Annotated in this window: 12 protein-coding genes and 3 pseudogenes; 9 read left to right on the top strand and 6 right to left on the bottom strand. The window is 63.6% G+C overall.

Translation table 11 applies throughout. The features are described from left to right. Window positions 1-123: 123 nt before the first annotated feature. Complete coding sequence (locus AWC14_RS09535) at window positions 124-417, top strand: ANTAR domain-containing protein (RefSeq protein ID WP_045375289.1); 294 nt, start codon at window positions 124-126, stop codon at window positions 415-417. Between the two features lie 15 nt (window positions 418-432). On the opposite strand, the gene AWC14_RS09530 is transcribed toward AWC14_RS09535, so the two are convergent. Beyond that, a complete protein-coding gene (locus AWC14_RS09530) occupies window positions 433-1,257 on the bottom strand; it encodes an alpha/beta fold hydrolase (protein ID WP_045375292.1) in 825 nt (274 codons plus the stop codon). 112 nt (window positions 1,258-1,369) lie between these two features. Then, window positions 1,370-1,783 carry a hypothetical protein gene (locus AWC14_RS09525; protein WP_045375294.1) on the bottom strand — a complete coding sequence of 138 codons (414 nt, stop codon included), beginning with the start codon at window positions 1,781-1,783 and terminating at the stop codon, window positions 1,370-1,372. A gap of 241 nt (window positions 1,784-2,024) precedes the next feature. Here AWC14_RS09525 and AWC14_RS09520 point away from each other — a divergent pair, with 241 nt between their 5' ends. Together AWC14_RS09520 and AWC14_RS09515 are read left to right on the top strand one after the other, a co-directional pair. Next, the gene (locus AWC14_RS09520; RefSeq protein WP_081968014.1) at window positions 2,025-4,073 is read left to right on the top strand and encodes a glycoside hydrolase family 172 protein; all 2,049 of its coding nucleotides are present in this window, start codon (window positions 2,025-2,027) and stop codon (window positions 4,071-4,073) included. A 63-nt stretch (window positions 4,074-4,136) separates the two neighbouring features. Then, window positions 4,137-5,039, top strand: a complete 903-nt coding sequence (locus AWC14_RS09515; protein ID WP_249026324.1) for a lytic transglycosylase domain-containing protein — start codon at window positions 4,137-4,139, stop codon at window positions 5,037-5,039. Between the two features lie 18 nt (window positions 5,040-5,057). Here the strand turns inward: AWC14_RS09515 and AWC14_RS09510 are convergent, their stop codons facing one another. Beyond that, complete coding sequence (locus tag AWC14_RS09510) at window positions 5,058-6,587, bottom strand: LCP family protein (RefSeq protein ID WP_045375298.1); 1,530 nt, start codon at window positions 6,585-6,587, stop codon at window positions 5,058-5,060. A gap of 90 nt (window positions 6,588-6,677) precedes the next feature. Here AWC14_RS09510 and AWC14_RS09505 point away from each other — a divergent pair, with 90 nt between their 5' ends. Then, entirely contained in the window at window positions 6,678-7,106 is a 429-nt protein-coding gene (locus AWC14_RS09505) for a pyridoxamine 5'-phosphate oxidase family protein (RefSeq protein ID WP_045375299.1), read from the top strand. A gap of 118 nt (window positions 7,107-7,224) precedes the next feature. On the opposite strand, the gene AWC14_RS09500 is transcribed toward AWC14_RS09505, so the two are convergent. Both AWC14_RS09500 and AWC14_RS09495 read right to left on the bottom strand, forming a co-directional pair. Further along, window positions 7,225-7,554, bottom strand: a complete 330-nt coding sequence (locus AWC14_RS09500; protein WP_045375310.1) for a type II toxin-antitoxin system PemK/MazF family toxin — start codon at window positions 7,552-7,554, stop codon at window positions 7,225-7,227. Next, window positions 7,551-7,808: pseudogene (locus tag AWC14_RS09495) on the bottom strand (type II toxin-antitoxin system antitoxin MazE5); the annotation flags it as partial. The gene AWC14_RS09500 and the pseudogene AWC14_RS09495, both read right to left, overlap by 4 nt. A gap of 116 nt (window positions 7,809-7,924) precedes the next feature. Here AWC14_RS09495 and AWC14_RS29525 point away from each other — a divergent pair. Further along, window positions 7,925-8,254: pseudogene (locus AWC14_RS29525) on the top strand (cellulose binding domain-containing protein); the annotation flags it as partial. Between the two features lie 60 nt (window positions 8,255-8,314). On the opposite strand, the pseudogene AWC14_RS09490 reads toward AWC14_RS29525, so the two are convergent. Next, window positions 8,315-8,836: pseudogene (locus AWC14_RS09490) on the bottom strand (peroxiredoxin); the annotation flags it as partial. Between the two features lie 342 nt (window positions 8,837-9,178). On the opposite strand from AWC14_RS09490, the gene AWC14_RS09485 reads away from it, so the two are divergent. The 4 genes from AWC14_RS09485 to AWC14_RS09470 all read left to right on the top strand — a co-directional run bounded on the left by AWC14_RS09485 (window position 9,179) and on the right by AWC14_RS09470 (window position 14,133). Next, the gene (locus tag AWC14_RS09485; protein ID WP_045375303.1) at window positions 9,179-9,787 is read left to right on the top strand and encodes an LGFP repeat-containing protein; all 609 of its coding nucleotides are present in this window, start codon (window positions 9,179-9,181) and stop codon (window positions 9,785-9,787) included. A gap of 731 nt (window positions 9,788-10,518) precedes the next feature. Further along, window positions 10,519-11,259 carry a TnsA-like heteromeric transposase endonuclease subunit gene (locus AWC14_RS09480; protein ID WP_081968016.1) on the top strand — a complete coding sequence of 247 codons (741 nt, stop codon included), beginning with the start codon at window positions 10,519-10,521 and terminating at the stop codon, window positions 11,257-11,259. Window positions 11,260-11,356: 97 nt separating this feature from the next. Further along, window positions 11,357-13,354: a Mu transposase C-terminal domain-containing protein gene (locus AWC14_RS09475; protein WP_081968017.1), complete on the top strand. Its 1,998-nt coding sequence runs from the start codon at window positions 11,357-11,359 to the stop codon at window positions 13,352-13,354. Continuing rightward, window positions 13,351-14,133 carry an ATP/GTP-binding protein gene (locus AWC14_RS09470; RefSeq protein ID WP_045375306.1) on the top strand — a complete coding sequence of 261 codons (783 nt, stop codon included), beginning with the start codon at window positions 13,351-13,353 and terminating at the stop codon, window positions 14,131-14,133. Before AWC14_RS09475 ends, AWC14_RS09470 begins: the two co-directional genes overlap by 4 nt. Window positions 14,134-14,920: the final 787 nt, after the last annotated feature.

The following is a 14,920-nucleotide window of genomic DNA, read 5'->3' as shown; positions in this document are numbered from 1 at the left end:
GCGAACGGTGATCTGGCGCAGCACGGCGGCCGCACAAATCATGGCACAGTGCGCAACTCGCGAAGCCGTTCGCAAGTTTTGTGCACCCCAGCGGAATTCCTTGTCCAAGGGAGGTAGCACGGCATGATGGCGGACTGGGTGCACGCCCAGATCTCTTCCGACCCGCAAAATGGTCGCATCCTCGATACGGCACAAGGCATTCTGATCGGCCTTCGTCGGTGCAGCTCGGAGTCGGCTTTGCATGAGCTGCTCGGCGCGGCGCAGCGTCACAGGATGCCGGTGTTCGCGATGGCCTGGGCGCTGGTGCATCTCGCGGGCAGCGGCGGAAAATCATCCCGCACGTTCACCGACGCACAGTCGGCGGCACGCCATGAATGGGGAAAGCTCTTTGCGCAGCCTGCCGTGTCGCGGTGTTGACCGGCGGTTCGTAAGCTAAGCGATTGCGTCGATCACTGCCTGCGGCTCATCAAGGGCGACAAAGGTTTTGGCGCCCGGCAGCTCGATCAGCTTTGCATTGCCGAACAATCCGGCCAGGCGTCGACCCAGCTCGGGGGTGAAGCAGCGGTCCCGCTGGCCCCACACGATCGTGACGGGCTTGGCGAACTCGGGTAGACGGGTAGCCACACCGGTGAGGTCGGTGGTGGCCACCTGACGCAGCAGCGTCGCCAGATCGCGGCAGATGCGGGAGTCCCTGAGGCAGGGCTGCAGCCACGCAGCGGTGAGGTCCGGATCGAGCTGGTTGGCCAGCAGACCGAAGCCGAGTGGCGAGTGACGCAGCGTGCGCCACCGCATTTGCCCGAAGAGCGCCTTGATCGAAATGGGGCCACGAAGTAATCCGAACACGACGTCGAAGGGGAACGGCGGGCACTTGTCGAAGGCGTCGCAGTTGGTCAGCACCAGCCGGCCAATCCGGTCCGGGTAGGCGTCGACGAGCAGCTGGCAGATCCCGCCGCCGGTGTCGCTGCCGACCAGCGTGACATCGGAAAGATCGAGGGCGACGATCGCGTCGTTGATCATCTCGGCGACACCGGCCAGCGAAAGCACGGCGGCTTCGTTGACCGGGATGGTGTGGGAGCCCAGCGGCCACGTCGGCACGACGCACCGAAAACCGAGGCGCGCCAGCCCTTCGGCGACCTCCCGCCACAGTCGTCCGTCGACCAGAATGCCGTGGACAAACAGGACCGGCGGGTGGGGTGAATCCTGCGGGCCCAGCTCCAGGTATTCGATGGTTGCCTGCTTGAGTGCAAGTTGTGGCATGTCGGTGGTTCCTCCTCGAATAGTCGGTGCAGGTCCGACATCATCGAAGGTCAGCGGCCGCTGCCCGGTCCATGCCGAGCACTGCCAGATACTGCCAACGCGCTCGGATCAGTCAGGATCCCGGGCCGGTGCCGCCGCCGCTGTGCCGACCCGGTTTGTCGGGGGAATCGAAGGCGGCGGCGATCACATCGGCCAGGCGTTCCAACGCCGCGGCGATGGCCCACAGCGCATCGGGCTGCTCAGATGCGGGCGCGGGGGACACGTGGGCAATGGTCGGCATCGCCGGTGGCGGCTGAGGCGGTGCGGGATCGCCGACTGTGTCGAGGCGGGGTTTTCGCCGTTCGTCCCAGTGCACCCAGTAATCCTGCCCACCGCCGCGGTAAGCCAGGGCCCGGTGGTCACCGTCATGGCCATGCTCGAGGGTGCATCCATGCACCCAGGGCACCTGGTGGTCTGCACCGACCGCGGCCAGCGAGCGCCACAGTTCGTCGTCGAGCATCACGCTGGCAAAACAGCGGTCGGTCACCGATTGCCTCTCGATCGGTCAGGAGTGGGGGATCTGCCTGGGTCCGGATGCAGTATCCGCCCTTGTCCGTGGCATGTCGCGGATTCACTAAACCCCGACGGCCGGCATACGGCGCCGATCGCGCGTCTCCCGCTGGTGCTTGGCGCGTTGTCCGTCGCACAGTCCTTGGCTGCCAACGGTTTCCGATTGGCGTACCGGAAATCGAGTTCGTCACCGTGCCTGAAAAGTAACCTTTGTCGCTATGCGGTTGGCCGCTCAGGTGTTGTCTGCAGTGTTCGTACTGTCGGGGGTGGTCGCAGTTGGTGCCGCGGGCAGCGCATCGGCCGAGCCGGTTGTCGCAAGCTTCGGAGCCCGGTTAGTGGGCTGGGACACCTATCGGCGGTTGGATCGGTTGCCGTACCTGAGCGCCCATACGCAAAGCCTGCAGGTTTCGAGCTTCGATCGGAGCGGCGGCGATTTCGACATCTCCACCGGTAACAAGAATGGCAGCGGGGGATGTCTGGCTTCTGGGGGTGCCGGGTGCGTCATCGCGGAGGATCGCGGTGCGGGAGAGGTTGATTCGATCTGGTTCACCCGCGACGGCGGCAACGTGAGGGCGCTGGGAACGATCCGCATCGAGCTGGATGGGCAGACCGCCGTCGACGCACCATTGCAATCGGTGGTCGACGGAGGCCTGGGTGCGCCGTTCGTGTGGCCGCTGGTAGCCAATGCCGCCCAATCGCCGGGAGGGGTCTACGTCAAGGTGCCGATGCCGTATCGGGAGTCGATGCGGATCAGCGTCGCATCGAATTTGGAGTACTACCACGTCGATTATCGCCACTTCTCGACAGCCGACGGCGTGGCCACTTTCTCGCGCTCCGATACCGCGCTCGACGTGCTGGCCATGCTCCGCGCCGCGAGCACCGCCGACCCCAAACCCGCGGCACCCGCAGCGGCGCATATCGATCGCGTCGTCGAGCTTCCCGCCGGAGATGGCCTGACCATCGCGGAAGCGCCTGGGCCGGGCAGCATTTCGGCATTGCACCTGTGGTTACCGGGACCGACGGATCAACTCCTGACCGGGTTGCGGCTGCGGATCGAGTTCGACGGCCAAACACTGGTCGACTCGCCTCTCGGCGAATTCTTCGGTGCCGGGCTGGGCGCCAACGACGTGCGTTCGCTGATGTTCGCCGCGATCCCGCAGCCCGGCGGGCCGCTGTCGTTGTCGGCGTGGTGGCCGATGCCGTTCGCCCGCTCAGCGCATGTCGCCCTGGTCAATACGACCGGCAATCCCGTAGCAGGCATCGACAGCGATGTCGTGATCACGCCCGACCCACAGTGGGCGCCGGCATTGGCGAGTGGTCGCGCCGGCTACTTCACCGCACGCTCGCACGCCGGACCAACGATCTTGGGTCAGGACTGGTTGTTCGCCGATGAAAATGGCCACGGCAAATTCGTCGGCGTCAGCCACACCATCCGCGGTTCTCGGATCAAGACGGCGTTCAGCGACGACGCCCCGTACTTTCTGGAAGGAGCCGAACGCGTCTACACCGACGGTGCCGCATCGCCTCAGTGGTACGGCACCGGCACCGAGGACTTCTACGAGGGCGGTTGGTACTTCAAGAACGGCACGCACTTCAGCGATCCGCTCACCGGCCAGCCGGATCAACGCACGGCCGCCGGCGGCTGTGCCGATTACTGCGTGGCCGCCTATCGGCTCATGCTCGCCGAGGCTATCGACTACCACTCGGCAATCCGATTCGGCATCGAGCACGGAAAACGCAATATGGTCCAACCCGACTACAGCTCAACGGCTTTCCTCTACACACAACCGACCAACACCGCCACGCCGAGCGACGACGTCAACCCCACCGACCCCGTCGGCCGACTCCTGCACGGCTACGGCGACGCCGATGCCACCGATCAGCTAGTGGTCAGCCAGTACGAGGGCAGCGAGGACAGCCGCCCTGTTGTGGGATCGGTCCACGCCACCCGAGCCGCGATCACATTCGATGTCGCAGTCGCCCCCGATAACCACGGCGTCTTGCTGCGCCGGACATCGGACCAAGCAGCGGGCTATCAGTCGGCCGAGGTTGCCATAGACGGCATTCCCGCCGGCACCTGGCTACAGCCGCGCAGCAACAATTCACATCGTTGGCTCGACGACACGTACGTCGTGCCCGACGCGCTCACCGCGGGCAAAGCGCGGGTCACGGTCACACTCACACCTACCGCCGACTCACCGCCGTGGACGGCCAGCCGGTACCACGTGGACTCACTGACGGGCGCGCAAATTGGTGAATCGGACTAGTGGTAAGCCTCTCGGTCGTCGAAAATAGCGGTGGTGGTGTGCCGAGCTAGGGGATCTCGCGTCATGTATGGCGCCATGTGGGCCGTGGCGGTGACGGTCTTCCTTGTCGCGTGCTCGGGGCCGACCAGGCCGGCGACCGCCTCGACGTCGACTGCGGCGCAGCCCGCCTCCGCATCGACTCTCCCGCCGCCGCAGCTGCGACTGGCATCGGACCCGGTGCAGCTGGCCGACGACCTGGTTGCCGACGACCGGGCGCTGCGCGACCCGACGTCCCCGGAGGCCGTGCTGTCAGGGGCCCCCAGCCGAGAACAGAAGGCCTACCGGGCGCTCGGTTGGCATCCCGAATGGGACGTGGTTGTGCGGCCGCGGATCCCGCCGTCGCTGCTAGAGGTCTACGACCGCAACGTCGATGCTCGACGGCAGCTCGGCGCGTTGGTTGCGAGCCAACCGAACGACACCCTGCCCGCGTGGCGGGTCGACGCTCCGGCGCCGGCGGACGAACTTCTCGGCTACTACCGGGAAGCGGAGACCGCGACCGGTGTCGGCTGGAACTATCTTGCGGCGGTCAACCTGGTCGAAACCGGTTTCGGCCGGATCGCGGGGATGAGCAGTGCCGGTGCGCAAGGGCCCATGCAATTTCTGCCGTCGACGTTCGCCGCGTACGGCGACGGCGGCGATATCCTTTCGCCGCACGACAGCATCATGGCCGCAGGTCGCTACCTGGCCGCCAACGGTTTCGTCGACGACCACGACCATGCCCTCTTCCGGTACAACCACTCGAACCAATACGTCCGGGCGATCGACGACTACGCCGCGGTGCTCGCGATCGATCCCGCGAGATTCGCGGATTACTGCCGGTGGGACATCTACTACCACACGACGGCCGGGGACGTGCTCCTGCCCATCGGCTACGTCGCAACCGCGCCGATCCCGGTCACCGACTACCTGGCAACCCATCCGCAGTGAAGTAGCTTGGCTGCCTTGTTATTTCACGCAGGGGATGTTGCCGGCGGCCATGCGGGTGAGGTTGGTCGGTGATGGTTGCTGTGTGCCGGTGGCGGTAGCCGACACCGTGGTGACGGACGTGGCCGGCGATTCTGATGAGTGGTTCGGGAGGTCAAAGTTGACACTATCGGCGCCGACGGTCAGTCGCACCGTGTTGGGGGTGACGCTGTCGGATGCGCTGGCGCTGATGCCCAATTCGTCGGCGAGCCGGTCGGCGGCTGCTTTAGCGCCAGGTCCGTAGACGATTGCGCTTGTCGGGCTGATGGCGTCGGCGGTGCTGACCGCTCCTTCTGTGAAAGGCTTTGTGGCCAATGACTTCTCGAGGTAAGCAGCTTCACCTTGCCTGCCCGAGGCATTGACAACGTCGAGCGTGATGGTGTCTGCGGTGGGCTGTGCGGCGTTGGCTGTCTGCGGAGCCGCGGTGGGTGAGCCCGAGGCTAGTAATTTGCGCACGATGGAGCGGATCGTCGACACGTCGATGAAGTTGACGTCTTCGCCGTCCGAGATTTCGCCGAAATCGGTAACCGGCAATGTGTAGAGCGTGACAGGTCGGTTGGGGAACGCCGACGCGTCGCGCAGAAAGCCTTCGAGGTCGAAACCGGCGTCGACAGCGACGTTTTGCTTGGCGACATCCAGCAGGCTGTGCAGCCGCACGGGGCTCGTCAATGTCCCATTGCGACGCAGGGCGTTGACCAGCGAGACGATGAACGCCTGCTGGCGGCGAGTTCGGTCGAGGTCGGTGAACAACTCGTTGTCGGCGTCGCGGCGTTGCCGCACGAACGCCATCGCTTGGTCGGCGTTGATCTGCTGGGTGCCTCGATGAAAATCCGCGCCGGAGTAGTAGGTGTCCGAGGTGTTTTCGTTCAGGCACACCGTGATGGGCTGGACGATACGGGCAACCTGGAAGAAGCCGACCAAGGTGACCTCTATGAAGTGGTCGATCGGGATTTGCAAAAGCTTTCTGACTGTGTTGATTTCGGCTTTGCGGCCGGCTTCGCGGGCCGCCTGTTCTTTTGTGGCGGGGTCCTGCGACGCGGTGCCGCGGTCCATCACGCGCTGGTAGGCGAACCGGTAGGCCTCTTTGACCTTGCCGCGACAGTCCGAGGTCGGGCACCCGGCCAGTTCGACATAGTCGTCGCGGGGGATCGAGATCGCGGTGGCCGGCGCGTCCCCTGCGGGCAGGTGCAACACGATGAGTGCGTCGGCGTCGCCCTCACCGGAGTCTTCACCGCCTGCATGGAGCGCGTCGTAAATCTCCGGCGGCAGGGGACGGCCCCGCTGGTCGCGACGGCCATCCAAACCCATGATCAGGATGTTTTGGTCGGTTCCGGTGCGAACGGGTTGGTTGGCCAGCGCGTCAGATGTGGTGATACCAGTCGACGCGGTGCGGTAGATGTGCCATCCGATGCCGGTGACGACGACCACCGCAGCCGATCCCAGCAAGGCGAGCGCCTTGGCGACGGCCACGATCCGGTGGTGGCCGCCGAGAGCATCGGCTCGATGCGTCATGACAGAAGCGAGAATAGCCAGGTCGCCGTACGTCCAACCACTTTTGCGGGGGGAGGGAATAGAACTTCAGGGTTTGCGTTCTGGTTCGGCGTGAAAAGCCTCAGCGAAACCGAACGTCAGGAATTCCTCGCCGCCAAGCATGTCGCAGTGTTGTCCGTGGCAGCCGCCGACGGACGACCGCCGGCCAGTGTGCCGATCTGGTACGACTACACGCCGGGAGGGAACATCCGAATCGGCACCTCGCCGTCGTCGCGCAAGGCTCGGCTCATCGAGCGCGCGGGTGCGGTAACGCTGGTCGTCCAACGCGAAGAGCCGCCATACCAGTACGTGGTCGTCGAGGGCACCGTGGTCGAGACCACGACACCGGCCCCGAAGGATGTGCGGGAAGCCATCGCCATCCGTTATCTCGGTGAGGAAGGTGGGCGAGCATTCGTTCGCGACTTCGAAACGTCGGACAACGTGTTGTTCACTGTCCGACCGGACCGGTGGCTCAGCGCTGATTTCACTGGCGACCTTTAGCGGGTAATGCCTGTCGTGCTTGGGCGTCGTGTGCCTGCAGGCTGATGAGCGGTAGGTAGCAGAATCATTGCGGCCGAAATGAATTGGGCCAACGACCGTGTCGCCTTGTCACGGTGTGTCAGCCGGAACAGTCAACTGCGACTTCAAGGGCCGCGCAAATCGCGCGCATCCGGGTATCGGAAAGCCGGCCAAGCCGGCTGACCAATACCGCGACCGAGACACTTTCGACCGAATCCATGTTCACCGCCGAACGCCGCGGGATCGGGTCGAGACCCGGTTCGAGAACAACCTCGCTTGCCAGCCCTCGGATGGTGGTGGTGCATGGAGCGACGAGTGTGCGCCGAAGCCGAGGGATCGCCGCGTCACGCGACAACACCACAACCGGGCGGCGGCCGGCCCCCACCATCTCGCACCACCACACCTCTCCGCGTGTCGGCAGCGCGGTCACGAGGCGCCAGCGGCTCGCCGCCACGACGCCAGGTCGCCCCACTCGTCGGGCTCATCGGCGGGGTGTTCGTCATAAGCGGCGTAACCCGCATCTACTTCAGCCGATCGATGACGAGCGAGCAAAGCATCGAGAGCCTCGTCGATGAGGGCGGCGTCGGTGATGCCCGCCCGCAGGCCGCGCGCACTGTTCAATAAGTTGGCATCGACAGTGGTGCTCAAGCGTATGCGGTTCATGCCACAATTATGCCACAAGCCGGCATTCATGCTGCGGCGCGGCGAAAATTTCATGACGGTCTCGGTTGAGCATAGGTACTGCAGCGTACCGCGATGCGAAGGCCGATATCGCATGCTTGGTTTTAGGGTTGGCTGCTATGGCCGGACTGAAGGACTATGTGAAGCGTTGGCGCACAGCGCTTCACATAACGGTGTCGGCATTGGTAGTTGCCATGCTCGGACTTGCTTTCGCGCCCATGGCTCACGCGGCTGCGGTCACGGCGAGGTTGTCGGTGGAACATACCTGGCAGACCGGTTTCATCGCCCGCTTCGCCATCACCAACGCGAGCACGGCGCCGCTAAACGGTTGGAAGCTTGAATTCGACATGCCGGTGGGACAATCCGTCTCGCACGCGTGGAATAGCACCGTTAGCCAATCCGGCACGCACTTTGTCGTCACCCCCGCGAATTGGAATCGTGTCATTGCCGCCTTGCGGCGGCTGATGCGCATCGGTCTGCTTTTTTCGGACAGTTGGCACGTTGTGGTTCCGCAGGAACCGCAAAGCCTGGTCGGCGTGCACCGACGCGCGCACCTCGTTGGAGATGACCTTGAGGATGGTGCGGTCGGTGTCGATGACGAATGTGACCCGTCGGACCGGCAACAGCCGGGCCAGCAGGCCGCGGCGCCGAGTATGCCGGCCACCTCGGACGGCCTGGCGCGCCTCGACGGATCTCCGCAGCTTGGCGAGCCGGCCTCGGCGCACCCCGAACAGCTCGGACACCACGCCGTCCACGTCGGAGAGCAACGGATAGTCGAACGAGCGCTGCTGGGCGAAGTGGGCCTGCCTGTCGACGGTGTCGGTGCTGATGCCCACCCGCTGGGCGCCCACCGCGGCGAATTCTTTGCTCAGGTTCCGAAAATGACAGCCCTGGACCGTACAGATCGGTGAGGACGCAATGGGGAAAAAGAACAGCACAACCGGCCCTTTGGAAAGGAGCGTGGACAGTGTCCGAGGCCGACCGGTGTGATCATAAAGAGTGAAGTCGGGCGCCTTCTCCCCGGCGATCATCGCCAAAGAGTAACGCTGGGCAGCTCTAGGCGACACAAGACTCGGATAATCGGGCATCACCGAGCCAGCTACCAGGCCGCAAACCTCCGGCGGGTACGGAATCGTGAAGTTGCACGCGACGTGCTGAGGAGAATGCCATGGAATTCGGCCCGCAGAGCCCGTGGTGGATTCCATCGAGCACCCGTGGTCCTTCCTCAGGTGGTCGGCTCACCGTCTATGACCGCGTTGTAAGTTCGTCCGGAGCGACGAAGATCGGGCCATTCATTGGTTCGGTTACATGGCCGGCCGGGCGAGAAGGTCTGCCGCGACTTGACCCACTCAGGAAGACGCGAGAGGAAGGCGATGAGAACGATCGCTCGCGGCCAGGCGGCAGTTGTCGGCCTGGCTGCCGTCGCACTGATCACCGGGGGCTGCAGCAATGGCAACGGCGTCGACGCATCGGCACCGCCTCAGGTAAGAGTGAGCGCCGCCTCCACGCCTAAACCCTCAGCGCAGCCCACTGAGGTGAAGCTCATCGGGGAGAGAGACGTCGAGGTCATTCTGACCGGCCCGATCGCTGCCAAGTATTCATCGGCAACAGAGAGTCAGAGACAAGCTCTCGGCAAGCCACTGACGGGTGACCGCAACGCGGGAACACGGGAGAGCGGCTTGGTATTTCAGCAGTTCCAGGGCGGTGTGATTACCGCCAAGAACGACGAGGCCAGCACACCCGCATATATCACCACGGGCAAGATCCGGGAGGCCTGGAATATCCCACGCGACCCGGAGGGCGTGCCTGCGGTCACCGGCAACAACGGTTCGGCAGGTCCGCTGGGCTTCCCGACCAGCGACGTGAACGCCGACGGCGATCTGCTCGTGTCGACCTTCGAGCATGGACGGATCGCATATAACCAGAAGACCCGCCAGGTCGAGGTGACGGTAAACGGCAAGGTCGTACCATCTGGGCTGTAGCCCGAATCTAGTGTTATCAACTGCAGCACTATCGCGGATTTGATGCGCGACGCGATCACGCCGTACGCACATCGATTGCCATTGGGGCCAAATCGTGCATCGCGTGATGTTAACGAGGTGACTGCAGTTGCCGATAGACCTGTGCCAGCCGAAACGCGGATGCGTTTCAAAATGGATATAGAGCGGTGACCGTTTCGACCGTCCGCAATCCGACGGCCGCTAGATTCATTGCGAGGACCGCCAGATGCACTGAGACCGAACAGGTTGTCCCACAGACAGTTAGGGAGCATGGCGTGGGGCGGTGTTACCTGACATAATGTCGCTTATCGGTAGTTAGCTACCGTGGGCTTATGGCGAAGCGCTTGCGACTCAAGCTGGTTGAGCCATCATCATGCCCAGCGCTTCCAGGCTCGTTCGGTCGTTTGTGCATTCCTCAGTATCCGGGCGACTACATGAACGATCACACCGTTGACTGGACGGAGGGGGCCCATGGGCGGACTCTCGACGAGAGGCCGCGCGGCGAAGCGCTCCCGACATCCCGCCCCTTCCCGCCACACCGCTGCAATTCGTCACAGTGACGGAATAGCTTGGGGCGCAGTGCTATTCGTCTGCCGCAGCACCGGTTGCTCTGGACTTGTCCGTTTTCATTTGACCTGGGACGTTTTCATTTGACTTGAGGCATCTGCGTGTCGTTTTCACTTGATCTGAGGCATTCCCTCTAACATTGATGCGTGCGGGCCGCTTCGGCGCTGCTGGCGCCGCAGGGTGTGAGTGACATTGACTTAGAGTTCTTCGCCGATGGTCAACGCCAACGAGTTCCGCTGCAGCGATCCGCCACGCTCAGGTTCGAATCGGATTGCCGCCCTGTCCGCGAGTTCCCCTGTTTCCGTGGTCAGCGAAACTATCCGGGCCTGTGGTGGTTCGCCACGACAGGTCAACACGTCGGTCATGAATCGTGGTTGGAGCGGGACCATTTGATGCTGCTGGACGCGGATCCTGAGGTGGTTGGTGTGGCCTCGCAACCGTTTCGTTTCTGCTGGGACGACGGCAGTCGGCATGTTCCCGATTTCTTTGCTCGAAACTCTGATGGTTTGGGCGTTGTAGTCGATGTGCGGGCCGATAACCGCATCCGGCCCTCCGATGCGATGGTCTTTGAGAAAACTGAAAGCGCTTGTCGCTCAATTGGTTGGCTGTATCGGCGGGTCGGGCTAATTGATCCAACTCTGCTGGCCAACGTCCGGTGGTTGTCGGGTTATCGACATTCACGTGTCTGCCGCATCGGTGTTGTTGAAGAACTTTTGGCGGCGTTCGCGCAACCAAGGCCGTTGATGGCAGGAGTTCGTTTGGTTGGCGACACCGTGCGCGCGTTGCCCGTCTTGTTTCATTTGCTGTGGCATCAACGGCTGATTATTGATCTCCGGAGGGCGCCGTTGTCGGAGACAACGGTGGTTTCACCGGCCGGGGCACGGTGATCAGGTGCGGGCCGGAATCGTACGAGAAGGCGATGAGATCCGGCTCGGTGGAGAGGTTTTCACTGTACTGGCGTTGACGGGTGGGACTGCTCGGCTCATGAACGCAACCGGCGGGCGTTGCACCGTGCCCCTATCGCAGCTAGGAACTGACCCGACGCTCGCATTGGTGTCGTCGGCATGGCCCCCGCTGTGTTCGGAAGAAACGCTAAGCGGCGTGCCGCAGGAAGTGGCTGATCGTGCGCGCTGGTGGGAGCGGCACCTCATCGAAGTCTTGACCGGCAATAGCGGCGCCGGAACTGGCGTGGGGCGGCCGGAGTTCGACGTATCTGTTACGACGCTGAGACAGCGGGAGCTGGCCAAGGTTGACGAGCTGCGCGCCGCCGGTCATGCGGTGAGTTTGAAGACGCTGCAACGGCAACGCCGGACCTACGAACGTGATGGTCTGTTGGGTGTCGTCGATCGGCGTTATCTGCCGCGCCGTGCCGTGTTCGGCCGGGTGGATCAGCGGGTTGTCGCGGTGGCGCGCCGATTGGTCGACGCCGAGACTGATCTATCGACAGGGACGGTGCGGCGGTTCCGTCGCCGGGTGGCCAAAGAGCTCGTCGCCGAGTATGGGCCCGATGCTGGCGATGCGATGCCCTCGGAAACCACGTTTTATCGACTGATGTGGCGCTTGTCGGCCGGTAAGCACACGTTCGGGTCCGCTCGCACCCGCAGGTCGCTGGCTAAGCAGCCCGAGAAGCCGTTTGGGGCATTGACGGTGGCCCGTCCGGGCGAGTTCGTCGAGATCGATTCCACGCCCTTGGATGTGCGGGTGGTCCTTGACGACGGAACGGTGGATCGGGTTGAGCTGACCGGCATGGTTGACAACGCGACTCGCTCGGTCCCAGCCGCCGTCCTGCGCCCGACGACCAAAGCGGTGGATGCGTCGCTGCTGTTGGCGCGGGCTTTGACACCGGAGCCGATGCGCCCCGGTTGGGTGGACGCGTTGCGCATGTCGCGGTCGGTGCTGCCGCACCACCGCCTCACCGAGATCGATCTACGCCTTGAAGATGCCGCGGCGCGACCGGTGATTGCGCCGGAGACGATCGTGGTTGATCACGGGAAAGCGTATCTGTCGCAGACGTTTCGGCAGGCGTGCTGCACTCTGGGGATCAACCTGCAGCCAGCGCATCCGGATACTCCGACCGACAAACCCAAGGTGGAGCGGACACTTCAATCGGTGGCGACGCTGTTCGCCCAAGAGGTCGCCGGCTATGTCGGATCCTCGGTGGAGCGTCGCGGCAAGAACGCCGAACGCGGTGCCGTGTGGTCGATCATGGCCCTACAGGAGTTGTTGGATGAATGGATCGTGGCGGTATGGCAGAACCGTCCTCACGACGGCTTACGTGATCCGGTCACGCCCGGAAAAGCCTTGACACCGAACGAGAAATACGCCGCCCTGGTCGAATTCGCTGGTTATGTGCCGGTACCGCTGTCGGGTGAGGATTATATCGAGCTGCTGCCCGCAAAGTGGCGCACGATCAACTCGTACGGGATTCGGATCAACAACCGCACCTATGACGCCAAGGCGTTAAACCCCTACCGCCACCAGAATTCGGGGGTGCAGGCCCATAAGGGCCAGTGGGAGGTGCACCACGACCCGTATGACGTGTCGAGGATCTGGGTGCGCAATCACCATGACGACGGCTGGATCATGGCCACATGGACCCATCTGCGGACCACGCCGATTCCATTCGGCGAGGGGATCTGGCAGCAGGCCCGTGTAGCACTCGCAAACCGGGGACAGGAAAAGCCCACCGAGGCGGAACTGGCCCGTGCGGCCTCGGATTTACTCGATCGTGCGGCCAGCGGCCCGCCAGCCAACGCTGACCAATCGGGCGCAAAACCGCGACGTGTGGCTGGCCGGAACCGAGTCACGGCCGAGCCGACGTGGCCGCGCCCGGCTCCCACTCGCCCGGACGACGGCCAGCAGGAACAGGCACCGCAGGCCGATGCTCAAAACGACCAGGATGACACCGAAATCGATGTTTCAAAGGTGATTCCGCTGCCAGTGTTCGATGCGCGCAAGGAGGCCAAACTGTGGCGACTATGACCGAGGCCGCGGCGGTCAGTCAGCTTGAAGAACGCCGCCAGCCCACCACTACATTGGAGGGCTGGCGGCGTTTTGTCGATGCCGATCCTCCGCAGTTCACGCTGCTCGACGATCGCGATTGGAGCAGCCTCAGCGATGCAGAGCGCACCGCCTACGACGAGGCTCGGGTAGCGCATCACTCAGAGCAGCGCCGATCTACTTCGGCTTCGGCATTCGCCCGCTTTTTAGGGCTGCCGACCTTGAATCCGCGGATGAACGTCACCGACATCTCCGACGCGGTTTGTCAGGTGCTCATCGATGCGCGGACGGACATCGTTGTAGTCGACGAAATTCACAACCTGAACCTGGATACCCGTGCCGGAGAAGAGCTTTCCGACCACCTGAAGTATTTCACTGAACATCTGCCCGCGACCTTCGTCTACGCCGGGATCGACGTGGAACGCTCCGGTGTCTTCACTGGCACCCGAGGACGTCAGCTTGCCGGTCGCTGCGCAGTTATCCACACCAGTCCGTTCCCGTTCGGCGACGAATGGACGTCGCTGGTCGCCGCGATGGAAGGCACTCTTCGGCTGCATCGCCACCAGCCGGGAACCCTTGTCGCTGATACCAAATACCTGCACCGGCGCACCAACGGCATGATCGGCAGTCTTGCCCATCTCATTCGTTCTGCTGCGATCCAGGCCATGCTCAGCGAAACCGAACAGGTCACTCGAGAACTGATGGACACCGTGCTCATCGACTACGCCGCGCATACCGCCGCCCAGCGCAGCGCCAGCTGACCATGGCGCGCTCAACCGCGGCGTGGCCCGCCGGCCCCAATTGTCAGCTCCCGAGAACCGTCGCACCGTTTCGCGCCGAGACCGTTGTGTCCTACCTGGCCAGGCTGGCGCACGCTAATCACCTCAGCCCGCCGCAACTTCGGCAATATGTGGCAGGAAGGGCAGGGGGTTATCCACACGTCGACTGGCTGGCGATTGCCAGTGGCCAACCGCAGCAAGTGCTGCGATCCCGGCTGCGCGGACTATCCGCCGGCGACCGCGACTTCAGTCGCCAGACATACCAGTCCCGACCCATGTGTCGATTTTGCATGGCCCGCCGTGGAATTCGCGAACCGGTCTACTGCTGGCTTCCGCTGCACGTCACGGTCTGCCACCATCACCAGCGGTGGATCGGGCCGCCGGCGCGCACCCTCGACGACCAGGAAGACCTCCACGACCATCCCCAAGTACTTGATGCCGCCCGCAACCACGGCGCGCTGATGCGCCGGTATGGCACGCAACGCAGCCTGAGAGCCCTACGGGACGCCCGCCACATCCTGATCTACTGGGCGAACGCCGAAAAACGGGCCACGACCCCTATCCTGGCGAGCACTCTGGCTAGCTGCATCGCCGCCTACCCCGACCTAATTGGGGTCGCCTTGCTCCTAGCAGCTCACAGGGACGACGTTCAGCAGCGAGTCATCAGAGAAGGAATCGATTGGGCCACCTACCCCGGATTTTTCGCGGAATGTCGCTTGTTGCGGTGTGTAGATAAGCGAAAGTGCCTGTCCTGCAAGGGATAATTGGA

This window comes from Mycobacterium kyorinense, from assembly GCF_002101735.1.
GTDB lineage: Bacteria > Actinomycetota > Actinomycetes > Mycobacteriales > Mycobacteriaceae > Mycobacterium > Mycobacterium kyorinense.
The sequence above is the reverse complement of the archived record's forward strand: the minus strand, read 5'-3'. Positions and strand labels throughout refer to the sequence as shown.

Coding starts and splice junctions, on each gene's coding strand:
- AWC14_RS09535 (WP_045375289.1), top strand. CDS start 124: ATGATGGCGGACTGGGTGCACGCCCAGATCTCTTCCGACCCGCAAAAT.
- AWC14_RS09530 (WP_045375292.1), bottom strand. CDS start 1,257: ATGCCACAACTTGCACTCAAGCAGGCAACCATCGAATACCTGGAGCTG.
- AWC14_RS09520 (WP_081968014.1), top strand. CDS start 2,025: ATGCGGTTGGCCGCTCAGGTGTTGTCTGCAGTGTTCGTACTGTCGGGG.
- AWC14_RS09515 (WP_249026324.1), top strand. CDS start 4,137: ATGTATGGCGCCATGTGGGCCGTGGCGGTGACGGTCTTCCTTGTCGCG.
- AWC14_RS09510 (WP_045375298.1), bottom strand. CDS start 6,587: ATGACGCATCGAGCCGATGCTCTCGGCGGCCACCACCGGATCGTGGCC.
- AWC14_RS09485 (WP_045375303.1), top strand. CDS start 9,179: ATGAGAACGATCGCTCGCGGCCAGGCGGCAGTTGTCGGCCTGGCTGCC.
- AWC14_RS09475 (WP_081968017.1), top strand. CDS start 11,357: ATGAACGCAACCGGCGGGCGTTGCACCGTGCCCCTATCGCAGCTAGGA.
- AWC14_RS09470 (WP_045375306.1), top strand. CDS start 13,351: ATGACCGAGGCCGCGGCGGTCAGTCAGCTTGAAGAACGCCGCCAGCCC.